18 protein-coding genes are annotated in these 16,845 nt (G+C 31.4%); 7 read left to right on the plus strand and 11 right to left on the minus strand.

Translation table 11 applies throughout. From position 1 onward, the window contains the following. Window positions 1-84: 84 nt before the first annotated feature. Window positions 85-741, minus strand: a complete 657-nt coding sequence (locus NK213_RS16350; RefSeq protein ID WP_253351099.1) for a Rha family transcriptional regulator — start codon at window positions 739-741, stop codon at window positions 85-87. 60 nt (window positions 742-801) lie between these two features. Then, complete coding sequence (locus tag NK213_RS16355) at window positions 802-996, minus strand: helix-turn-helix transcriptional regulator (protein WP_253351102.1); 195 nt, start codon at window positions 994-996, stop codon at window positions 802-804. A 168-nt stretch (window positions 997-1,164) separates the two neighbouring features. Here NK213_RS16355 and NK213_RS16360 point away from each other — a divergent pair, with 168 nt between their 5' ends. The 4 genes from NK213_RS16360 (at window position 1,165) to NK213_RS16375 (ending at window position 3,935) form a co-directional block, all read left to right on the plus strand. Then, complete coding sequence (locus NK213_RS16360; protein WP_253351110.1) at window positions 1,165-1,773, plus strand: helix-turn-helix domain-containing protein; 609 nt, start codon at window positions 1,165-1,167, stop codon at window positions 1,771-1,773. A 1-nt stretch (window position 1,774) separates the two neighbouring features. Next, complete coding sequence (locus NK213_RS16365) at window positions 1,775-2,197, plus strand: ImmA/IrrE family metallo-endopeptidase (protein WP_253351112.1); 423 nt, start codon at window positions 1,775-1,777, stop codon at window positions 2,195-2,197. A gap of 10 nt (window positions 2,198-2,207) precedes the next feature. Further along, window positions 2,208-2,390, plus strand: coding sequence for a hypothetical protein (locus NK213_RS16370; RefSeq protein ID WP_253351114.1), 183 nt, complete (start codon window positions 2,208-2,210; stop codon window positions 2,388-2,390). A gap of 519 nt (window positions 2,391-2,909) precedes the next feature. Continuing rightward, window positions 2,910-3,935 carry a site-specific integrase gene (locus NK213_RS16375; RefSeq protein ID WP_253351116.1) on the plus strand — a complete coding sequence of 342 codons (1,026 nt, stop codon included), beginning with the start codon at window positions 2,910-2,912 and terminating at the stop codon, window positions 3,933-3,935. Window positions 3,936-4,547: 612 nt separating this feature from the next. Here the strand turns inward: NK213_RS16375 and NK213_RS16380 are convergent. Together NK213_RS16380 and NK213_RS16385 are read right to left on the minus strand one after the other, a co-directional pair. Next, complete coding sequence (locus NK213_RS16380) at window positions 4,548-5,108, minus strand: hypothetical protein (protein WP_253351117.1); 561 nt, start codon at window positions 5,106-5,108, stop codon at window positions 4,548-4,550. Window positions 5,109-5,233: 125 nt separating this feature from the next. Next, complete coding sequence (locus NK213_RS16385; protein WP_253351119.1) at window positions 5,234-6,607, minus strand: aldehyde dehydrogenase; 1,374 nt, start codon at window positions 6,605-6,607, stop codon at window positions 5,234-5,236. A gap of 182 nt (window positions 6,608-6,789) precedes the next feature. Between NK213_RS16385 and NK213_RS16390 the strand changes: the two genes are divergently transcribed. Next, window positions 6,790-7,263, plus strand: a complete 474-nt coding sequence (locus NK213_RS16390) for a DUF6194 family protein (protein WP_253351121.1) — start codon at window positions 6,790-6,792, stop codon at window positions 7,261-7,263. 81 nt (window positions 7,264-7,344) lie between these two features. Here NK213_RS16390 and NK213_RS16395 read toward each other — a convergent pair whose 3' ends face one another. Next, window positions 7,345-8,778 (minus strand): MATE family efflux transporter, encoded by a 1,434-nt coding sequence (locus NK213_RS16395; protein WP_253351123.1) that lies wholly within the window; start codon window positions 8,776-8,778, stop codon window positions 7,345-7,347. Window positions 8,779-9,099: 321 nt separating this feature from the next. Between NK213_RS16395 and NK213_RS16400 the strand changes: the two genes are divergently transcribed. Then, window positions 9,100-9,618 (plus strand): CarD family transcriptional regulator, encoded by a 519-nt coding sequence (locus NK213_RS16400; protein WP_253351125.1) that lies wholly within the window; start codon window positions 9,100-9,102, stop codon window positions 9,616-9,618. A 143-nt stretch (window positions 9,619-9,761) separates the two neighbouring features. After that, window positions 9,762-10,589, plus strand: coding sequence for a Cof-type HAD-IIB family hydrolase (locus NK213_RS16405; protein ID WP_253351127.1), 828 nt, complete (start codon window positions 9,762-9,764; stop codon window positions 10,587-10,589). A gap of 145 nt (window positions 10,590-10,734) precedes the next feature. On the opposite strand, the gene NK213_RS16410 is transcribed toward NK213_RS16405, so the two are convergent. The 6 genes from NK213_RS16410 to NK213_RS16435 form a co-directional block, all read right to left on the minus strand. Next, a complete protein-coding gene (locus tag NK213_RS16410; protein WP_253351129.1) occupies window positions 10,735-11,202 on the minus strand; it encodes a pyridoxamine 5'-phosphate oxidase family protein in 468 nt (155 codons plus the stop codon). Between the two features lie 128 nt (window positions 11,203-11,330). Further along, a complete protein-coding gene (locus NK213_RS16415) occupies window positions 11,331-11,846 on the minus strand; it encodes a DeoR/GlpR family DNA-binding transcription regulator (protein WP_371926455.1) in 516 nt (171 codons plus the stop codon). Continuing rightward, the gene (locus NK213_RS16420; RefSeq protein ID WP_253351131.1) at window positions 11,843-12,067 is read right to left on the minus strand and encodes a DeoR family transcriptional regulator; all 225 of its coding nucleotides are present in this window, start codon (window positions 12,065-12,067) and stop codon (window positions 11,843-11,845) included. The genes NK213_RS16415 and NK213_RS16420 overlap by 4 nt, the downstream gene beginning before the upstream one ends. A 267-nt stretch (window positions 12,068-12,334) precedes the next feature. After that, window positions 12,335-13,804, minus strand: a complete 1,470-nt coding sequence (locus NK213_RS16425) for a bifunctional UDP-sugar hydrolase/5'-nucleotidase (protein WP_253351133.1) — start codon at window positions 13,802-13,804, stop codon at window positions 12,335-12,337. Between the two features lie 968 nt (window positions 13,805-14,772). Further along, window positions 14,773-15,198, minus strand: a complete 426-nt coding sequence (locus NK213_RS16430) for a VOC family protein (RefSeq protein WP_253351135.1) — start codon at window positions 15,196-15,198, stop codon at window positions 14,773-14,775. Window positions 15,199-15,232: 34 nt separating this feature from the next. After that, complete coding sequence (locus tag NK213_RS16435; protein WP_253351143.1) at window positions 15,233-16,045, minus strand: AraC family transcriptional regulator; 813 nt, start codon at window positions 16,043-16,045, stop codon at window positions 15,233-15,235. Between the last annotated feature and the right edge of the window lie 800 nt (window positions 16,046-16,845).

The raw sequence follows: 16,845 nt of genomic DNA on the forward strand, positions 1-16,845 counted from the left end.
TTTAACTGGTTTAGTTTACTTGTTAGTTTTTCTATATCCATAGGTCATCTCTCCTTTCGGGTTTTATGAAGTTTTTTTTTATTATTAATCTAATTCATATTCAGGGTAAACTGCTCCCCAAGCACTGTGATGATAAACATTCACATTTAGATAATTGGCATCGGGTATCTTTTTAACTGGAACCCCTATATCTTCGCTTGCTTCTTTCAAATCTCGCCAACTGAATACTCTCCAATCAACACCATTTAATATTGCAACTCTTTTTATAGAATAGTATTCTTGTGATCTATCCAATTGTATTTCCAGTTCTTTGTTTTCCAGCATTAATTTTTCTTTTGCTTCTACTTCTACAGCTAAAGCTCGTAATGCTTCCGGATATGATTGTGGGAGCAGTCCTACAACTGGATTACGCAACGCATCTTTCATGGCATGAAACCCATTTATATAGGTTGCTGTAAATAGTATTCCTTTTTGTCCGGTTCTTTTATGCGAGATAAACTCACAGCCTTTTTCAGTTACCAAATAGTTTTTATAATCTTTACTATTCCCATCTGTTGTATAGCTACTTTCTATAAAGAAATCCTGAGAACGCAAAATTGCGTTTTCGCTATTTTCAAAGGTTACAATGTATTTTTCTATGTCTCTCAATAAATCACTATGTCTTACCCCTAAAACTTTAGCGGCCTCTCTACTATCTACAACCAAAATTCCATTATGTTTCATCACTACTAAATTATTCATTTCGTTTTTCACCTCCTTCGACTCTGTTCCGCACCATCTCCATTGCATATTTGAGATGGATTAGTCAAAAAAAATTTCGCAAGGATGCTCTATTTTCAATATCTTTATCATTAAAGCCGCTTCTGGAATAGTAATTCTACTCTTCCCAGTCAATTTTTCATTTAAAGCTTTTGATGATAGCCCTAATTCTTCTGCTAATTTAGCTTGTGACATTCTATTTTCAGTTATTTTCCCACGCAATTTATCCAGATTCATTCAATTTCACCTCCAACGCATCGTTGCATATTTGATATAAGAAGAATACCACATTATTTTTTCTATGTCAACCCAAATATGCAATATTTTTTTATTTTTTTGTTGCATATTTAGTTATTTTAGTGTATAGTATATAATATAAATACTATAAGAACAGGAGTTTATAATATGGACGATCTCGCCAAAATATCAGGAAAAATAAAAAAAAGGAGAATTGAACTAGGACTTTCTTACCACGATCTTGCTAAAAAAACAGGTATTAGCGCATCCACTTTACAAAGATATGAAACTGGGTACATTAAAAATTTGCCTATAGACAAATTTGAAGTTATCGCTGATGCTTTGGATGTAGATCCTGCTGAATTAATGGGATTAATAACTACAGATGTTGAAAGACTGAAAATTGGTGCTAAAATCCAAAAAAAACGAAATGAGCTCAGTATGCCATTGGAAAAGTTAGCACAAAAATTAAATATAAGTTTCGCCCATATGAATCGTATCGAAAGGGGTACAGTAGATATGCCTTATAAAATGATTATCCCTTTATGCAAAGCCCTCAAAATCTCACCTTCGTATTTACTGGGTTGGGAGGTTCATGAAGACTTTGATCCTGTTTCTACTCTAAACAAAAAAGAGAAATTTGAATATGATAAATTTATGGAAGATGCAGTGTACTACTTTAATGATGAAACTATCAGTAATGAAGATAAGAAAAAATTACTTGATTCGCTGAACAATATCTTTTTCGATATAATTTTAGGAAAGAAAGGTAAATAGCATGAATAAAAATATTAGAATAAGAGTTAGAAATTTAATTAAGAAACACAACACATCCGATCCTTATATTTTATGTCAAAAATTAGGTATTATTGTGCTGTATAATGATTTAGGAGATTTAAAAGGGTATTATAAACATCCACGTGGGAGAAAAATAATAGTAATTAATTCTTTACTTAGCAAGTTTGCTCAGATAATTGTTTTAGCTCATGAACTTGGACACGCAGTCCTACATTCGAATTCAACAGCGGCATATTTGCATAACAATGTCAGATTTCACGATTCTATTATGGAAAATGAGGCGAATAAATTTGCATCTGAATTACTCGCCAATTATGAAGATGAAACAGATTACTATTATGAAGATATGACTGAATACGAACATGATAAAAATTTACTGGAAAAATTAAGGAGATATTTATAGGAGGACACTTATGGTTGATATTAATAAATTAGTGTATTCTGATCCAAGAATAAAAAAATTGTCTTGGATTAAAATGATGAAATATGAAAATTATATGAATCAAAAAATTTCTAAAATAACAGGTTTTGAAGATATGTCAAATAGTCAAATAGAGTCAGCTATTATCTCGTTTAGAAATTCGTTTTTTAAATAGCAAAAAAGCCCCAATAATGGGGCTGAGGAACTCTCATCAGTAGAGAATACGGCATATAATCACAAATGCGATTATTATTCCTATTCGTAACATTAGAGTCCTCCAAATTGTCAAAATTTCGGCTTTGTGGAAGCCGATAGAAGATTATAGCAAATTTAAAATAAAAAAGCCAGATAATATATCCAGCTTTTTTCCACAATTTAAATTTCGACAATTTGTTTTCATGATTATATTACCACAAATACTAGAAATTGTCAATATATAAAATCCCCCACAGTTAAGCGAGGGAGGTAAAACTAAGTTCCTTTTTGTTTGTACCATAATACCATACTTAATACATAATTGTTAAATATATTAACAGATCTCCTAAAATTTGAGGAGATTAACCGACACATTTCAAATGTAACACTAAAAAAGTCTCTCCCTGCCAAGAAAGAGACTTTAAATAGTGATATAATTACCACCTCAACACTGGAATTATATCACACTTTTAATAAAAATAAAAGGATGTGATTTTTTATGAGAAATCCTAACGGATATGGAAGTGTCCATAAACTTTCAGGAAAAAGAAGAAAACCCTATGCTGTTCAAGTTACAAGAGGATGGAATGAAGAAGGTAAACAGATAAGAAAATATTTAAGCTACCACACTTCAAAATCAGAAGCAATGAGAGCATTAGCTAAATACAATGATAATCCTTATGATCTTGACAATGTTTCTGTCACTTTTGCTGAAATATATAATAAATGGGGCGAAATTAAGTTTAAAGATATAGGAAATTCAGGAATTGGAGGCTATCAAGCCGCATACAAAACCTGTAAATCATTGCATAATATGAAATTTCAGGATATCAGAACAAACCACCTGCAGGGAATTATACAGACCTGTGGCAAGAAACATCAATCTCTAAAGAAAATAAAGGTACTATTTAATCAGCTTTTTGAATATGCTATGAAACATGATATCGTTATGAAAGATTACAGCGATTTTGTTGATGTTGGAAAGAATAAGGAAGTCTCTACAAGAAAACCTTTTACTGCGGAAGAAATTCAAATTTTATGGAATAATAAAGATATGCCTTATGTTGATACTATTTTGATTATGATTTATTCCGGATTTAGAATTGGAGAATTGCTAGATATTAAATTAGAAAATATCGATTTAATTAACCGAACTATTAAAGGGGGGCTTAAAACCGAGGCAGGTAAAAATAGGCTTGTTCCCATTCATGACAAAATATTCGATTTCATAAAAAGTAGAATGGAAGATAATATAAGTGAATATTTGATATGTAATTCAAAAAATAAAAAGATGATTTACGTCTCTTATAAGAACTCATATTTTTATAACACTATGGATAAACTAGGTATGTCTCACAAACCACATGATTGTCGTCACACTTTTGCCACATTGCTTAACAATGCAGAAGCGAACAGTACGTCAATTAAAAATCTGATAGGGCACAGCAACTTCCTGACTACTGAAAAAATATATTCTCATAAGGACGTAGAAGAATTAAGAAAAGCTATAAAATTAATTGAATAATCTGAATAATTTGTCAGCTTGTTGTCAGCTATTGGTTAAATCTATAAACATTTCACAAAAATTATAGAGAGTCAAAACACTATGGGTACTGAAAACATTGAGTTTGATGACAGCAAAATATTATTTGTCAAATAAATAATATTAATCTATTTTCACTTTCATATTTGAATAAAATATCTTTCTCCCCTGACTTTATTAAAATAATCCCGTTCAGTTTTCCAGCAGTATTAATTCTATTGGAGTCTGTCTGTCAATTTATTTAATTTTATATAGTTTTTAAATAAAAGTGTGTAAATAATAAAGGTATCTTTTTGTGGATTTATTTAAATATTGGTTGGATTTTGATATTTTTGCATATTAAAATGATTATATACCTAATTATTTAAAATAAACTTTTCTAAAATAAAAAGCAGTGTTTTGCGAATCATTCCCAACACTGCTCTTTTTTATCTATAATTTTCGATACTTTCATTTTCTGCTATATCACCATTTTTGTAGACGTGATTTTTATCTATATAATATTCAGATTCAGGTATAATCTATAAAAGAAAACATCATAAATATAAAAAAAATAATTTTGTTCAATTTCTCACCCCTTTTTGTAACCGCTGCTTAATCCCCAGACTCTACAGGATAATAGTCATTCAGATTATTACTTACTTTTTCAAATAATATTTTCCCTGTCTTATCTACTATTACCTCAGCATAAGTTGTTTTACCTGTTTTGATATCTCTTATGGGAATTGTTACCAGCATTGGAAATTTCAATTCTTTAGCTACTAACTGATTCGTTTCATCTACGGAAAAAAATTTCATCCAGATATTTTCTTCCCCTTCTCCCATTATTATCAGACTTCCAGTCTCATATACCGCATTCATTTTATCAGGCCCTATAACCGAAGAATAAAATGATGTAGATCCATTCATATTTATCGCAGAAATTTGTATTTCTTTTGGATCAGATGTTATATTTTTTACATTTATTTTTATACTTTGCCCGTCAATTACCACTGCATTTACAGATGTAGCCTCAAAATCACTAAAATCAAATTTTACCTCCACACTTTTCTTAGCTTCCTGTTTTGTCTCTGCAGTTTTACCCGCTCCCGACTCCGGCTTACAGCTCATTAACATAAAACTTCCTGCTATAATAAATAACATTTTTTTCAACATATTTCCTCCTTAATTTTTTAGTTAATTAATAATAACTCATTATAGTAAAAATTTCAATCATAGAACAGTATTGTTTTTTATTTTTCTAACTAATTAATAAGAAGTTTTTTCATCTCATTTATAAACTATTTCAAAAATTTCTTTACGAATTTTATCTTTTCATTGTAAGGCGGATAAAACAGCTTTATTTCCGGCCATAAAGACTTATTCAAAATACCCTTTTTGTGAGAAAAAGTCTCGAATCCCCATTTCCCGTGATATGCGCCCATCCCGCTGTTCCCGACTCCGCCGAAAGGAAGATAATAACTGACCTGATGAAAAATAACATCATTGATGCACCCTCCCCCAAAGGATATTTCTTTTATAATTCTTTCCCAGATACTTTTATTTTTTGAAAATAAATAAAGTGCAAGGGGTTTTTCCCTGCTGGTAATCATTTCTACTATTTCATCAATATTTTCATATTCCAGAACAGGAAATACAGGCCCGAATATCTCATCACGCATAACAGGGTCATCCCATGTTATACCGTCAATAATAGCCGGCTCTATATAAAGTTTCTCCCTGTTAGTCCTTCCACCAGTGATTATATTGCCGCAGGACAAAAGAGAAGCAATTCTGTCAAAGTGTTTTTCATTGATGATTCTTACATAATCATTACTTTCCTCAGGGTTTTCCCCATAAAATTTCAAGAGTTCTTTTTTCATTATATCTAAAAATTGTTTTTTTATATCTTTATGTATAAGAAGATAATCAGGAGCCACGCATGTCTGCCCTGCATTCAGGAATTTCCCCCACAAAATTCTACGTGCCGACGCTTCCAAATCTGCGCTTTTATCCACAATACAAGGGCTTTTTCCGCCCAGTTCCAGAGTTATCGGAGTAAGATATTCAGCAGCAGCACGTGCTATGACCTTTCCCACATTCGTACTGCCTGTATAATGAATAAAATCAAACTTTTCCTTCAAAAGTTCCGTAGTTTCCGAAACTCCCCCGTTCACTGATGCACAATGCTCTTCATCAAAGACTTCCATTATAATTTCCGATACCAAACCTGATGTATGCGGAGATAATTCCGACGGCTTCACTACACAGCAGTTTCCCGCAGCAACAGCACCTGTAAGAATACTCATAACCAGATTAAACGGATAGTTCCACGGAGTTATAATAAGCACTGTTCCAAATGGTTCATAATATACACAGCTTTTCCCTCTAAACAGTATAAGAGGAGTTTTTACTTTCAGCGGTTTTGTCCATGAATGAAGTTTTTTCAGAGCAAAATTTATTTCATTTAAAGGTCCCGCAATCTCACTGGTAAATGTTTCAAATTCACTTTTATTCAGATCTTTTTTCAGGGCTTTATTTATTTCATCATTTCTGCTTATTATTACTTTTTTCAATTTTCTTAGTGCCTGTATTCGGAATTCTACATCCTTTGTTTTACCTGTCTTAAAAAAATCCCTCTGTTTTTCCAAAAGCTTTGAGTAATTTTGTGGCATTTTGACACCTCCCTGATTTCAAAAATCATCCTTTTTTATAATTTAGCATAAAATATACACTATTTCAAATTCACCCTAATTTCAACTATAACACTAAAAATTCAAACACAAAATAAATATGACACAAAGCTGTCATATTTAATAAGATATAATATTAATATAAATAAATAGGAGAGAAATTCATGAAAAAAATTGATGATATACTAAATTACTGCCTGAAAAATCTAAGAGGTACGATCCTTATAGAAACATGGGGTGAAAGAGCTGTATTTTATAACCCCGGAAACACCCTGAAAAAAGGTGTATATGTCCTCACAATAAAGGAAAAAGACGGAGAAAATGACAAAGCCTCGGGACTGGACAGGAAAAATATATTCCGGGTAAATCTCGGACTGAGAAAAGAAACATTTATAAAGCTTTTCGGCGAAATACCAGCCCGCCCTGCTGCAGGAAAAGCTGTTGACATGAATTATGACTTTGAGAAAACAGATGAAATTCTCCCACATCCGGTTTACGCATGGATGGGCTGGATAAGTATCCTGAATCCGGACAAAAAAACTACAGATACTCTGGTTCCTTTTATTAATGAAGCCTACAGCTACGCAAAAGAAAAATTTGAAAAAAATCATTCAAAAACCTTGAAAAAATCAAAATAAATATTTATAAATAATAAAATAATAACAAGAACTGCACAAATCAATAAGAGTTTGTGCAGTTCTTTTTCACAAATAAATCTTTCAAACTAAATTTTCACTTTGAAGCCTTTCATCCGCCGTATTATATTCATGATCTGCTTTCAGAAACGGTATTTTTTCTTTCAGAGTCTTCTTCAAAAGTATAAATGCACTAATCCACGCCAGAAATTCCGCTGCTGGAAACGACCACCAAATCATATTTCCTGCATTTGGAAGTAATGTAAATATATATGCCAGAGGCAACGGCACTAGTATCAGACGTATAACAGAAATAACCAAAGAACGCACACCGTTGCCAAATGCCTGAAAAATTCCCTGACAGGCTATATTCACACCTGCAAAAAGATACCCCAGTGTAACAACATGAAGTGCAGTTATACATAAATCCGTTGTGCTTTCAGAAAGGGCAAAAGAACCGGCTATTTGTCCTGCAAAACTCTGAAGCAGAACGATTCCTGCAAACATAATAACCAAAGTATAAATCATCCCGTATTTAATCCCGTCTTTTACTCTCTTTTTATCTCTCATCCCATAATTAAAAGCCACTATAGGAATAATAGCGTTGTTCATTCCGAATACTGCAAAGAAAACAAACTGCTGTACTTTATAATATACACCATATGCCGTAACCATAGATCCGGAAATACCATTAAAAATAATATTTACCCCATATGTCATAACAGACATCAAAGCCTGCATAATTATTGCCGGAATTCCAATTTTATATATTTTAGCAATAATCTTGAGATCTGGTTTCAGATATTTAAAATCAGTGCTTACATCTTTATTTAATTTATGGTGAAAGACAATTCCCAGTATAAAGGAAATAATCTGCCCTATCACAGTGGCATAAGCTGCACCTGCTATCCCCATCTGCGGAAAGCCAAAAAGACCGAAGATCATAATAGGATCAAGTATTATGTTGGTAACAGCGCCGGCCATTTGTGCTATAGTTGACAGCATTGTACGTCCTGTCGACTGCAATAGTTTTTCATAAATCATATACAATATTGCTCCAAAAGATAATACTGTACAAATTCTAAGATACTCACTGCCCATTTCTAGGATAACCGCATCAGTAGTCTGCGTGCGTAAATAAACATCTATCCCGAATAACCCTGTAATCAAAAATACTACATAAGTACAAATCCCCAAAAATATTGCATTACCTGCTATTTTACCTGCTTTTTCACGATTATTTTCTCCGAGACTTTTTGCCAGAAGTGCATTAATTCCTACTCCGGTTCCCACACCCACTGCAATCATCAGCATTTGTACCGGAAAAGCAAGTGTAAGAGCATTTACTCCGTATTCCCCCACACCTGAAATTAATTCAGTATCATGCATATTGCTCACGAAATAACTGTCTACAATATTATAGAATGCCTGAAATACCATCGACAAGATCATAGGTAACCCCATCTTAAGCATCAAAGATCTTACAGGTGTTGACCCCATTTTATTTTTTGTTTTCATAATAACCTCCGTTAATATTATTTTTGGAGTCTTTTAAGAAAAGCTGCCACAAACTGCCGATTTTTATTAAAATAAAAAGACGTAGATCCAAACCTGGATTTACGCCTTTCCTGCTACTCGGTATTAACGATTATAGCACAAGTTTTTTTTCTTTTCAAATGAATAATTAAAATTTTTTTACTTACCTCTTTTTGTAAAATGTGCTACAATATAAATATGACGTGTAGTTTGCTCTGGAGAAACGTAAGCCCAGTTATAAGTGAGCCGCATGTTTTTTCTTTTTTAAGACACTATTATATAAATGAAAGGAGCTGGTACATAATGTATAAAGTAAATGATACCGTTTTGTACAACACACATGGAGTGTGTAAAATCGTAGGGATTTCGGAGAAAGATTTCGGCGGAAACCATGCTGAGTGCTACGCTCTGAAACCTGTTTACCATGACAAATCAATGGTTTACATACCTGTAAACAGCAGTAATGCTCTGTCAAAAATGCACCGTATTCTATCAGCAGATCAGATATATTCTTTAATCAAAGTAATTCCTGAAGAAAAAGCCGACTGGATACAGGATAAAGACGAACGTAAAGAATTTTATGAAAAAGTTTTATTGGGCGAGGACAGAGAAGAACTCATCAAACTCATAAAGGCACTTCATATTTACCATCAGTCACTAATATTGCAGGGAAAAAAAATGCATGCAATTGACAGATACTTTATGAAAGAAGCAGAAAAAAGACTTCATGAAGAATTTGCATATGTTTTAAAGATTAAACCTGAAGAAGTAATTCCATTTATTACAGAACAGATAAACATCGAAGAAAAACAAGGAATATAATTTATTATCTGAATATTTCCTATATTTACAATTTTATTATATTTAATTGTGGTTCTTTAAATCAAAATATGCTAAAATTTAGTTCTAAATACTAATCTTTTCTTACACAAATCAGAATTGTAAATAAAAAGGAGACTCAAAACATGGGATATAAACTTATTGTAAGTGACATGGACGAAACTTTGCTTAATGATAATCGTGAAATTAGTGAAAATAATCTGAAAATGATCAAGCTTGCCAAGGAGAAATATGGTGTAAGGTTCGTTCCTGCTACTGGGCGCGGTTATGCATCTATTCAGAATGAGCTTGCTAAACTGGGATTACACGATCTTTCCGGAGAATATACTATTTCCTACAATGGTGCTATTATCACTGAAAATAAAGGAAATACATTACTTCGGTCAAATGGTCTGGACTATAATATAATGAAAAAAATATTTGAATTCGGACTTACCAAAGACCTTTGCCAGCATGTCTATACTAAAGATACGGTTTATGTTTTTAATGTAAATTCATATGAAAAAGAAAGAATGGATGGTTACAACGGCGGTCGTGTATATGTGGAGGAGAATTCCGTTGATTTTTTGAAAAATGAAAAGATTTACAAAATTCTTTTTCAAAATACCAATATCCCATATCTTATGAGTCTTGAAGAACCAATGAAAAATCTTACTGAAAATTGTGCTGTAAGTTATTCATCAAACCGTTATATGGAATTTAATGCCATGGGCATTGATAAAGGCAACGGCTTAAGAACATTAGCAGATATTCTGGGAATTGACGTAAAAGACACTATTGCAGTGGGGGATAACTATAACGATATTCCTATGCTGAAAACTGCCGGTTTATCAGTAGCTGTAAGCAATGCTGTTGATGATGCCAAAAAAGCCGCCCATTATGTAACTGAGGCGGATAATAATAAAGGAGCTGTGGCTGAGCTCATTGAGAAATTTATTATTAATAATATTTAGTTAATAACAGTAAAAGACCGTATTTCCCTTAAAAGAAGACGGTCTTTTTACTATAGCTATTTTTCAGATATAACATATTATGTTTACTGAAAATCTTAATATTTTTATCAAACAGATTTTTATTCAATAATCCTTAATCCTCTTGCTATTCTACTCCTTTTGCAGTCATATGATGAATATCAATCTCATAAGTATAAAAATGACCCCAGGCTCTTTCTATATATTCTCTTCCTTCTTTCATATAATCCGGTGAATATTTTTTCAGAATCAGTTCCATAACGTGAAAAATTTCTTCCCTGTCTTCAAGAAGTTTTATTTCACCGAATCCTACCACACTTTTATAGTGTGTGGTAAATTCTGCAGGCTTTATATCGTCTTTTTCCACAGCTGAAAATGAAATCTTATTATTTTTCTTTATAGAATCACATTTTTTCCCTTCAGTAGCACTATGAAAGAATATCTTCCCATCAGAGTAAACAAAGCTCACCGGAACAGAATATGTATACCCGTCATCCCCTGTCAAAGCAAGAGTACAGTAACTAAGTTCCTCAAGCATTCTGACAGCCTCACTCTCAGGAAGTTTTTTCTTTATTCTCCTTATTTCCCTAAACATAAATTCCCACCTGCCAATTTCAGTATTATTTATCTGATTATACCAAAACATTCTTTTTCCTGCAAATATTTCCTGATTAACAATCTCAATATTACCAACACTAAAAAACATTCTTTTTAAAAAGATTCTCACCTAGCTATATTGATAATTTCAGTATATTTTCCATATTTCTCCTTGATATTCTTATTTAGTCCGCTGTCTGTGATTATTCCGTTTACTTTATCAGTTTGATAAAAAGTATACAGATCCTTTAAATCAAATTTATTACTGTCAATTAATACATAATTTTCCCGGGAATTATTCATAATTATTTTTTGAAGACCTGCTTCTTCTTTATTAGAATTTGTTATATTATTATCTTTAATTCCGTTAGCACCTATAAAACATTTATCCACCCTGATTCCAGCCAATATCCTGTCTGTTATTTCACCTATAAATGCTCCTGACTTTTCACGCCATGATCCCCCGGTTAATATCAGCTCAAAATCCTTATTTCCTTTATACTGCTCAAATATATAAAAAGAATTCGTTATAATTCTTATTCTTTTATTTTCTATATGCTTCATCAAACACTCATTTGTAGTACTTGCCCCTATGAAGACTATGTCTCCGTTCTCTATAGAATCAGCTGCCAGCTTCCCTATCTCTTCTTTTTTTGTAAATGTGTAAGCTCTACCAGCTTCAAATCGTCATTTCTCACAGCACCGCCGTGTATTCTCTTAAGCAGCCCGGCTTCTTCCAGCAGTTTCAGATCACGACATATTGTCATTCTGGTAACAGCCAGTTTTTTCATAAGGTCGCCCACTGAAACAATACCATATTTTCCCACTTCTTTCATGATAAGATCAATTCTTTTTTCTTTCATTTCAGCTCCCCTATTTTTTATATATTTTGTTATAAAATGTTTCTATTTGTTACATTAATTTTACCCCTATTAATTTCACTTGTCAACTTCTTCACTTTCAAGGTTGTCCTCAAATGACTGTCGATACTTAACTTCAGCAATATTGCACATTCTGCAAGTATCATTACGGCGTTTTCTCTGCTGTATAATAAACCATTTATTTTCCTGATATTTTTCACATACAAAAAAATCACCTGATTATACAGATGATTTTTTGGATGTTGTCTTTTATTTCTTTATAGTAACCCTATTTTCAGGATTCTTAATATCGGGATGCTTGTTTATATAATCTATAAGCAGTTGTGCCATTGTTATATCGTAAGTTTTTTCTATTTTTGTATCCCTGATTCCAAAATCGCTTATTTGCTCATTACATGCCAAAACATAAGTTTTGTTCATATTTATCGGTTTTCCGTTAATCATAATATTTACCATACGCGATCCTGCCGGACGGCTGAAATCTACAGTAAAAGTCATACCGCTTACATGAGTGTAGGCAGGAGTTATTATTTTTTCCTCTTTATAATTGTGTTCTATAAAATCTACTATCTGCTTTCCTGTCATATTTCTTGTTACCGTAGGCAGTGTAAACGGAAGGGCAGAAAGCACTTTTCCATATGTGACAGGTCCGGCTTCAATACTTTCACGCAGAAAAGCTCCCACAGTTATCGATACATCAGCACCTGTATATTCCCTTTCGGCATCTGCCAGAACAGAACCAAGATTAGTCTGCCCCGATCTCACGAATTCCCTTCTTCCTTCAAGGGTAAACGGAAGTGTCATTACTGTTTTACTTAAAATCAAGTCATTTTCTTTCTTTATTTTTTGTATCATTTCCTCAACATTTTTATCAGCTTGAATATTTTTAAAATCTTCTGTTCCCAAAAGCTTTTCTTTTGCCGAAATTACTTTTTTGTTTTCTATTCTGAGTTCCAGCATTCCCAGATATTCATTATACTGACCCGCATTAACTACAAAGGTATCCTTTATTTTCATTCCCTCTTTTATAAGTACATGATCATGACCGTCTACAATAATATCTATTCCCGGAACAGTTTCTACGAGTTTTTGGACATTTACTTCTGGGTCTGTTTTTCCCAGATGTGCCAGAATTATTATAATATCAGCTTTTTTCTTTACAATTCCGACTTGTTTTTCCACTTCTTTTATTGCATCTGTAACCTTGAATCCTTCAAGCTTTGAATCGGTAGTCGCTACCATGGAATTCATGGGTGAAACACCTATAATTCCAATTTTTACACCGTCTATCTCTTTAATGATATAAGGTTTAAATGCATATTTGCCGTTATAATAAATATTTGAAGACAGAAAAGGAAAGTTTGCTGCTTTCTGAAAGTCCAGAATCTGTTTTCCACCCTGCACAAAATCTGCGTTCCCGGCTGTAAAAGCATCATACCCCATAAGATTCATTATATCCAGATTAGCACGTCCCAGACTGAGATCTATTACAGGAAGCCCGTTGAAAGCATCTCCTGCATCAAAAAACAGTACATTTTTGTTCAAAGCGCGGTATTGGTTTACATATGCAGTAACTTTACCATATCCTATGCTGTTATCGTCCAAACCTCTACCGTGTGTATCATTGGTATGAAAAATAGTCAGCTTTACCTCTTTTCCATAAATTATCCCGCCAATAAAAATCATTAATACAAAAAAAACAAAAAATATTTTTTTCATAATAACCTCCGTTTCTCTAATAAATAATATTTAATAAAATACTGATCATGAAAATTTTTCTATTTTTAAATAAAAAAGACAAAATCTAAAATAACATTGTATAAATGTTTAACTTTTAGATTTTGCCTCCTAAAAAATAGAGTAACAATTCTAATCCTATTTATAATATTTTACCATAAAACATTCTAAAGTCAAGGAAAATAATAAAAGTCTTCCTGATATTATAATAATCCCTTACAAGTTCAGCCTTTTTATTCCGCCCTAGATATGACATCTGGCTTTTGCTCTCTCTCCCATTCTGCTCTCAGAAGATATACTTCCAAATTGCATCAAACATTGCGTTCAACGTCACTTCTGCAAGAGAATCTGCTGTTTTATCTATAAGTTTTGTTTTCAAAAATTCATTTATTCTTGATTTATTGATTCTATTATAACTTTTTTATCAATAAGAACTATAAGACATTCTCTTGCTTCTTTTACATTTCTCCCCGGTCTATCTCTGCTATTATATCATTTATCCCACAAATCCATTAACTCGCCCCAGATTGCTCTAGCTTTAAAGTTTACTCCTGATTTTTTCTCTTCAAAAATAGTTCTTTTATTTTGCCTGAGTTCTTTGAATAATCTTATTTGTCTTGCTTAATTTTCTTTAGCTGTTGATACTCTGATATAATAATATTTCATAATTTCCCCCGCAATTCATTTTTTATTTTTGAATATTTCTATAATTATTACACCTTAAGCCATCAAAAATACAAATATTTATTTAAAACTATTTTTTTACATATTTATAATATAGAAGATAAGGACTTTTTTACATAAGAATATACCTCTTTTACACTGTAAAAGAGGTATACGTTTTATGACAATATTTCTCTAGTAACTTTTTTTTAAAAAAAACTTCTAATAGTAAAAATAATACCGGAATTTTTGAAGTTAATAAAAAAATTTATCCAGAAGACTTTTATTTAATTTTTTTGATAATTTAATTCCCATATTATTCCGAAATTATCTTCTATTTTTACATATTTTGAATTCCAGAAAGTTTCATGTAAATCTATTAGAAATTCACAATTTTTTTCTCTTAGTTTTTTACAGATATTATTTAAATTGTCTTCTGTTTCTATCTCTAACCAAATCGAAATTTGACCACCATTCTCCATTCTTGTTCCTAGTCCATCATATTGCTCTGCTTTATCTCCTACAAGTATTTTATTTTCTCCTAATAAAAGAATCGCATTTAATATCATCTCTTCCCCATTTTTTGTTTCAATATTATATTCACTTGCTAAAGCTTTTTCTACAACCTTAGCCTCAAATATTTCTTCATAAAAACTTAATGCTTCATCACAATTTCCGTCAAATGTTAAATACGGAAGTGCTGATTTTATCATAGTATTACCTCCTAAAAATATATTTGTAACACTATTATAACAGAATATTAGATTTTTTTTTCTTCTGAGTTGCTATTTTTTTCCAAATTTTGTCGACCAATAATTGAGAAACATTAAATACAATTGGTGGGTCGTCTTCTTCTGCTTCTCTCAAAACAATTTCAAATTTTTTTTCTTCTATTGAGGGAAAGTTAATTGATTCTTCTACCATTCCTCTCAATGCTTTATCAAGCTTGAAATAATCTAAAGGATTATTACTTTTCCTTATCGCACATGACAATAAGTAATATTTTCCATCAGGAATATTTTTTAATTTACAAGTTCTCTTATTTAGTAATGCTTTTCCAACAATAGGTTTGTGATTAGGAATTGGTCTCAAGAATAGCCCTACAAATACTATATATTCTCTATGTGTTTTCGGAAAAATTATCTCTACCTCACAACTTCCTCTATTTCTTTTTATTTTTTCAGAATTATGTTCTATTTCAGAACATTCCTTAGTCTCTTCAAAAATTTTTATTACTCTAAACGAGTTTAAATACCTTTCTTGATATTGTTTAGGTGATAGACCTGTATACTTTTTAAATGAATTACTGAAACTACCAGAACTCAAAAATCCACTTTTTATCTGTGTGTGGAGTATACTATTTCTCTTTTTTAGAATTAATCCAATACTTTTGTCTATCTTTAAAGTAGAAATATATTCTTTTATTGTAAATTTTTTTATTCTCTTAAATTCTCGACTAAAGTGATACTTACTTGAATAAAAATTATCAGAGATGCTTTTTAATTTAATATCATTATTAAGATTCTTTTTTATATAAAAAAATACTTCTTTTATATTCATTTTATACACCTTCATTTCTGTATTAAATGATACCAAATCAATAAAAATAAGTCAATGTATGAGAAGTATATATTTAATTAAAATTAATTTATATGAATAAATTTAAAAAAAATTAGGAAAAATGAATTTCTATGACTCATAAAATAGCTATACAGAATAAACTGAAATATATTTTCAGTAATAATATTATCTCCTTTTCAAGAGAGTATATTTTTCTAGTTCTCATATTTCATTTATTAAAAAGTCAATCTCTAAATCAAATATCTTGGACATTATCTTGCTACAGCTCCTATTGCTGAATACAAATTCTCATGACTTTGTCACTTTCTTTTTTCATGATCTTAAACAAGGTAAAAAGAAAACTTCAGTATCAATTAATTTTTCTTGGTATGAAAGGCAGATATTCAATCCTTTTGTTTGCCCTAAATGCAATATTAAAATGAAAGTCTGGAATTTTACCATTATTTATATTCACTAACCAGAATATATATTTCATTTTTTTTAATCTAACTATATTAGGTTCTTTTGTGATGCTTATTCATGCCTCATATATATCAAAATTTATTGCTCCATTTATTTCATTTAATTCCAATACATTAACTTTAAATTTACTTTCTTTACTAAAATAAAACCCCCGGACTTTTTATCATCCAGAGGTCTTTATAGAAAAAATTTTACTGTATTTAGTTATAATATCTTTAGAATACTGCTTTAAGCATTATCCCTGCTCTGTAATCATTTTTACTGCTTTCTGATATCTTATACTCACCTGTTACAAATATTCCAAATCTGTCCTCTAT

Source organism: Sebaldella sp. S0638 (assembly GCF_024158605.1).
Taxonomy (GTDB): Bacteria; Fusobacteriota; Fusobacteriia; order Fusobacteriales; family Leptotrichiaceae; genus Sebaldella.

Bases quoted from the DNA above. Each gene is read 5' to 3' on its own strand.
- NK213_RS16350 (WP_253351099.1), bottom strand. From the start codon at position 741: ATGAATAATTTAGTAGTGATGAAACATAATGGAATTTTGGTTGTAGAT.
- NK213_RS16355 (WP_253351102.1), bottom strand. From the start codon at position 996: ATGAATCTGGATAAATTGCGTGGGAAAATAACTGAAAATAGAATGTCA.
- NK213_RS16360 (WP_253351110.1), top strand. From the start codon at position 1,165: ATGGACGATCTCGCCAAAATATCAGGAAAAATAAAAAAAAGGAGAATT.
- NK213_RS16365 (WP_253351112.1), top strand. From the start codon at position 1,775: ATGAATAAAAATATTAGAATAAGAGTTAGAAATTTAATTAAGAAACAC.
- NK213_RS16370 (WP_253351114.1), top strand. From the start codon at position 2,208: ATGGTTGATATTAATAAATTAGTGTATTCTGATCCAAGAATAAAAAAA.
- NK213_RS16375 (WP_253351116.1), top strand. From the start codon at position 2,910: ATGAGAAATCCTAACGGATATGGAAGTGTCCATAAACTTTCAGGAAAA.
- NK213_RS16380 (WP_253351117.1), bottom strand. From the start codon at position 5,108: ATGTTGAAAAAAATGTTATTTATTATAGCAGGAAGTTTTATGTTAATG.
- NK213_RS16385 (WP_253351119.1), bottom strand. From the start codon at position 6,607: ATGCCACAAAATTACTCAAAGCTTTTGGAAAAACAGAGGGATTTTTTT.
- NK213_RS16390 (WP_253351121.1), top strand. From the start codon at position 6,790: ATGAAAAAAATTGATGATATACTAAATTACTGCCTGAAAAATCTAAGA.
- NK213_RS16395 (WP_253351123.1), bottom strand. From the start codon at position 8,778: ATGAAAACAAAAAATAAAATGGGGTCAACACCTGTAAGATCTTTGATG.
- NK213_RS16400 (WP_253351125.1), top strand. From the start codon at position 9,100: ATGTATAAAGTAAATGATACCGTTTTGTACAACACACATGGAGTGTGT.
- NK213_RS16405 (WP_253351127.1), top strand. From the start codon at position 9,762: ATGGGATATAAACTTATTGTAAGTGACATGGACGAAACTTTGCTTAAT.
- NK213_RS16410 (WP_253351129.1), bottom strand. From the start codon at position 11,202: ATGTTTAGGGAAATAAGGAGAATAAAGAAAAAACTTCCTGAGAGTGAG.
- NK213_RS16420 (WP_253351131.1), bottom strand. From the start codon at position 12,067: ATGAAAGAAAAAAGAATTGATCTTATCATGAAAGAAGTGGGAAAATAT.
- NK213_RS16425 (WP_253351133.1), bottom strand. From the start codon at position 13,804: ATGAAAAAAATATTTTTTGTTTTTTTTGTATTAATGATTTTTATTGGC.
- NK213_RS16430 (WP_253351135.1), bottom strand. From the start codon at position 15,198: ATGATAAAATCAGCACTTCCGTATTTAACATTTGACGGAAATTGTGAT.
- NK213_RS16435 (WP_253351143.1), bottom strand. From the start codon at position 16,045: ATGAATATAAAAGAAGTATTTTTTTATATAAAAAAGAATCTTAATAAT.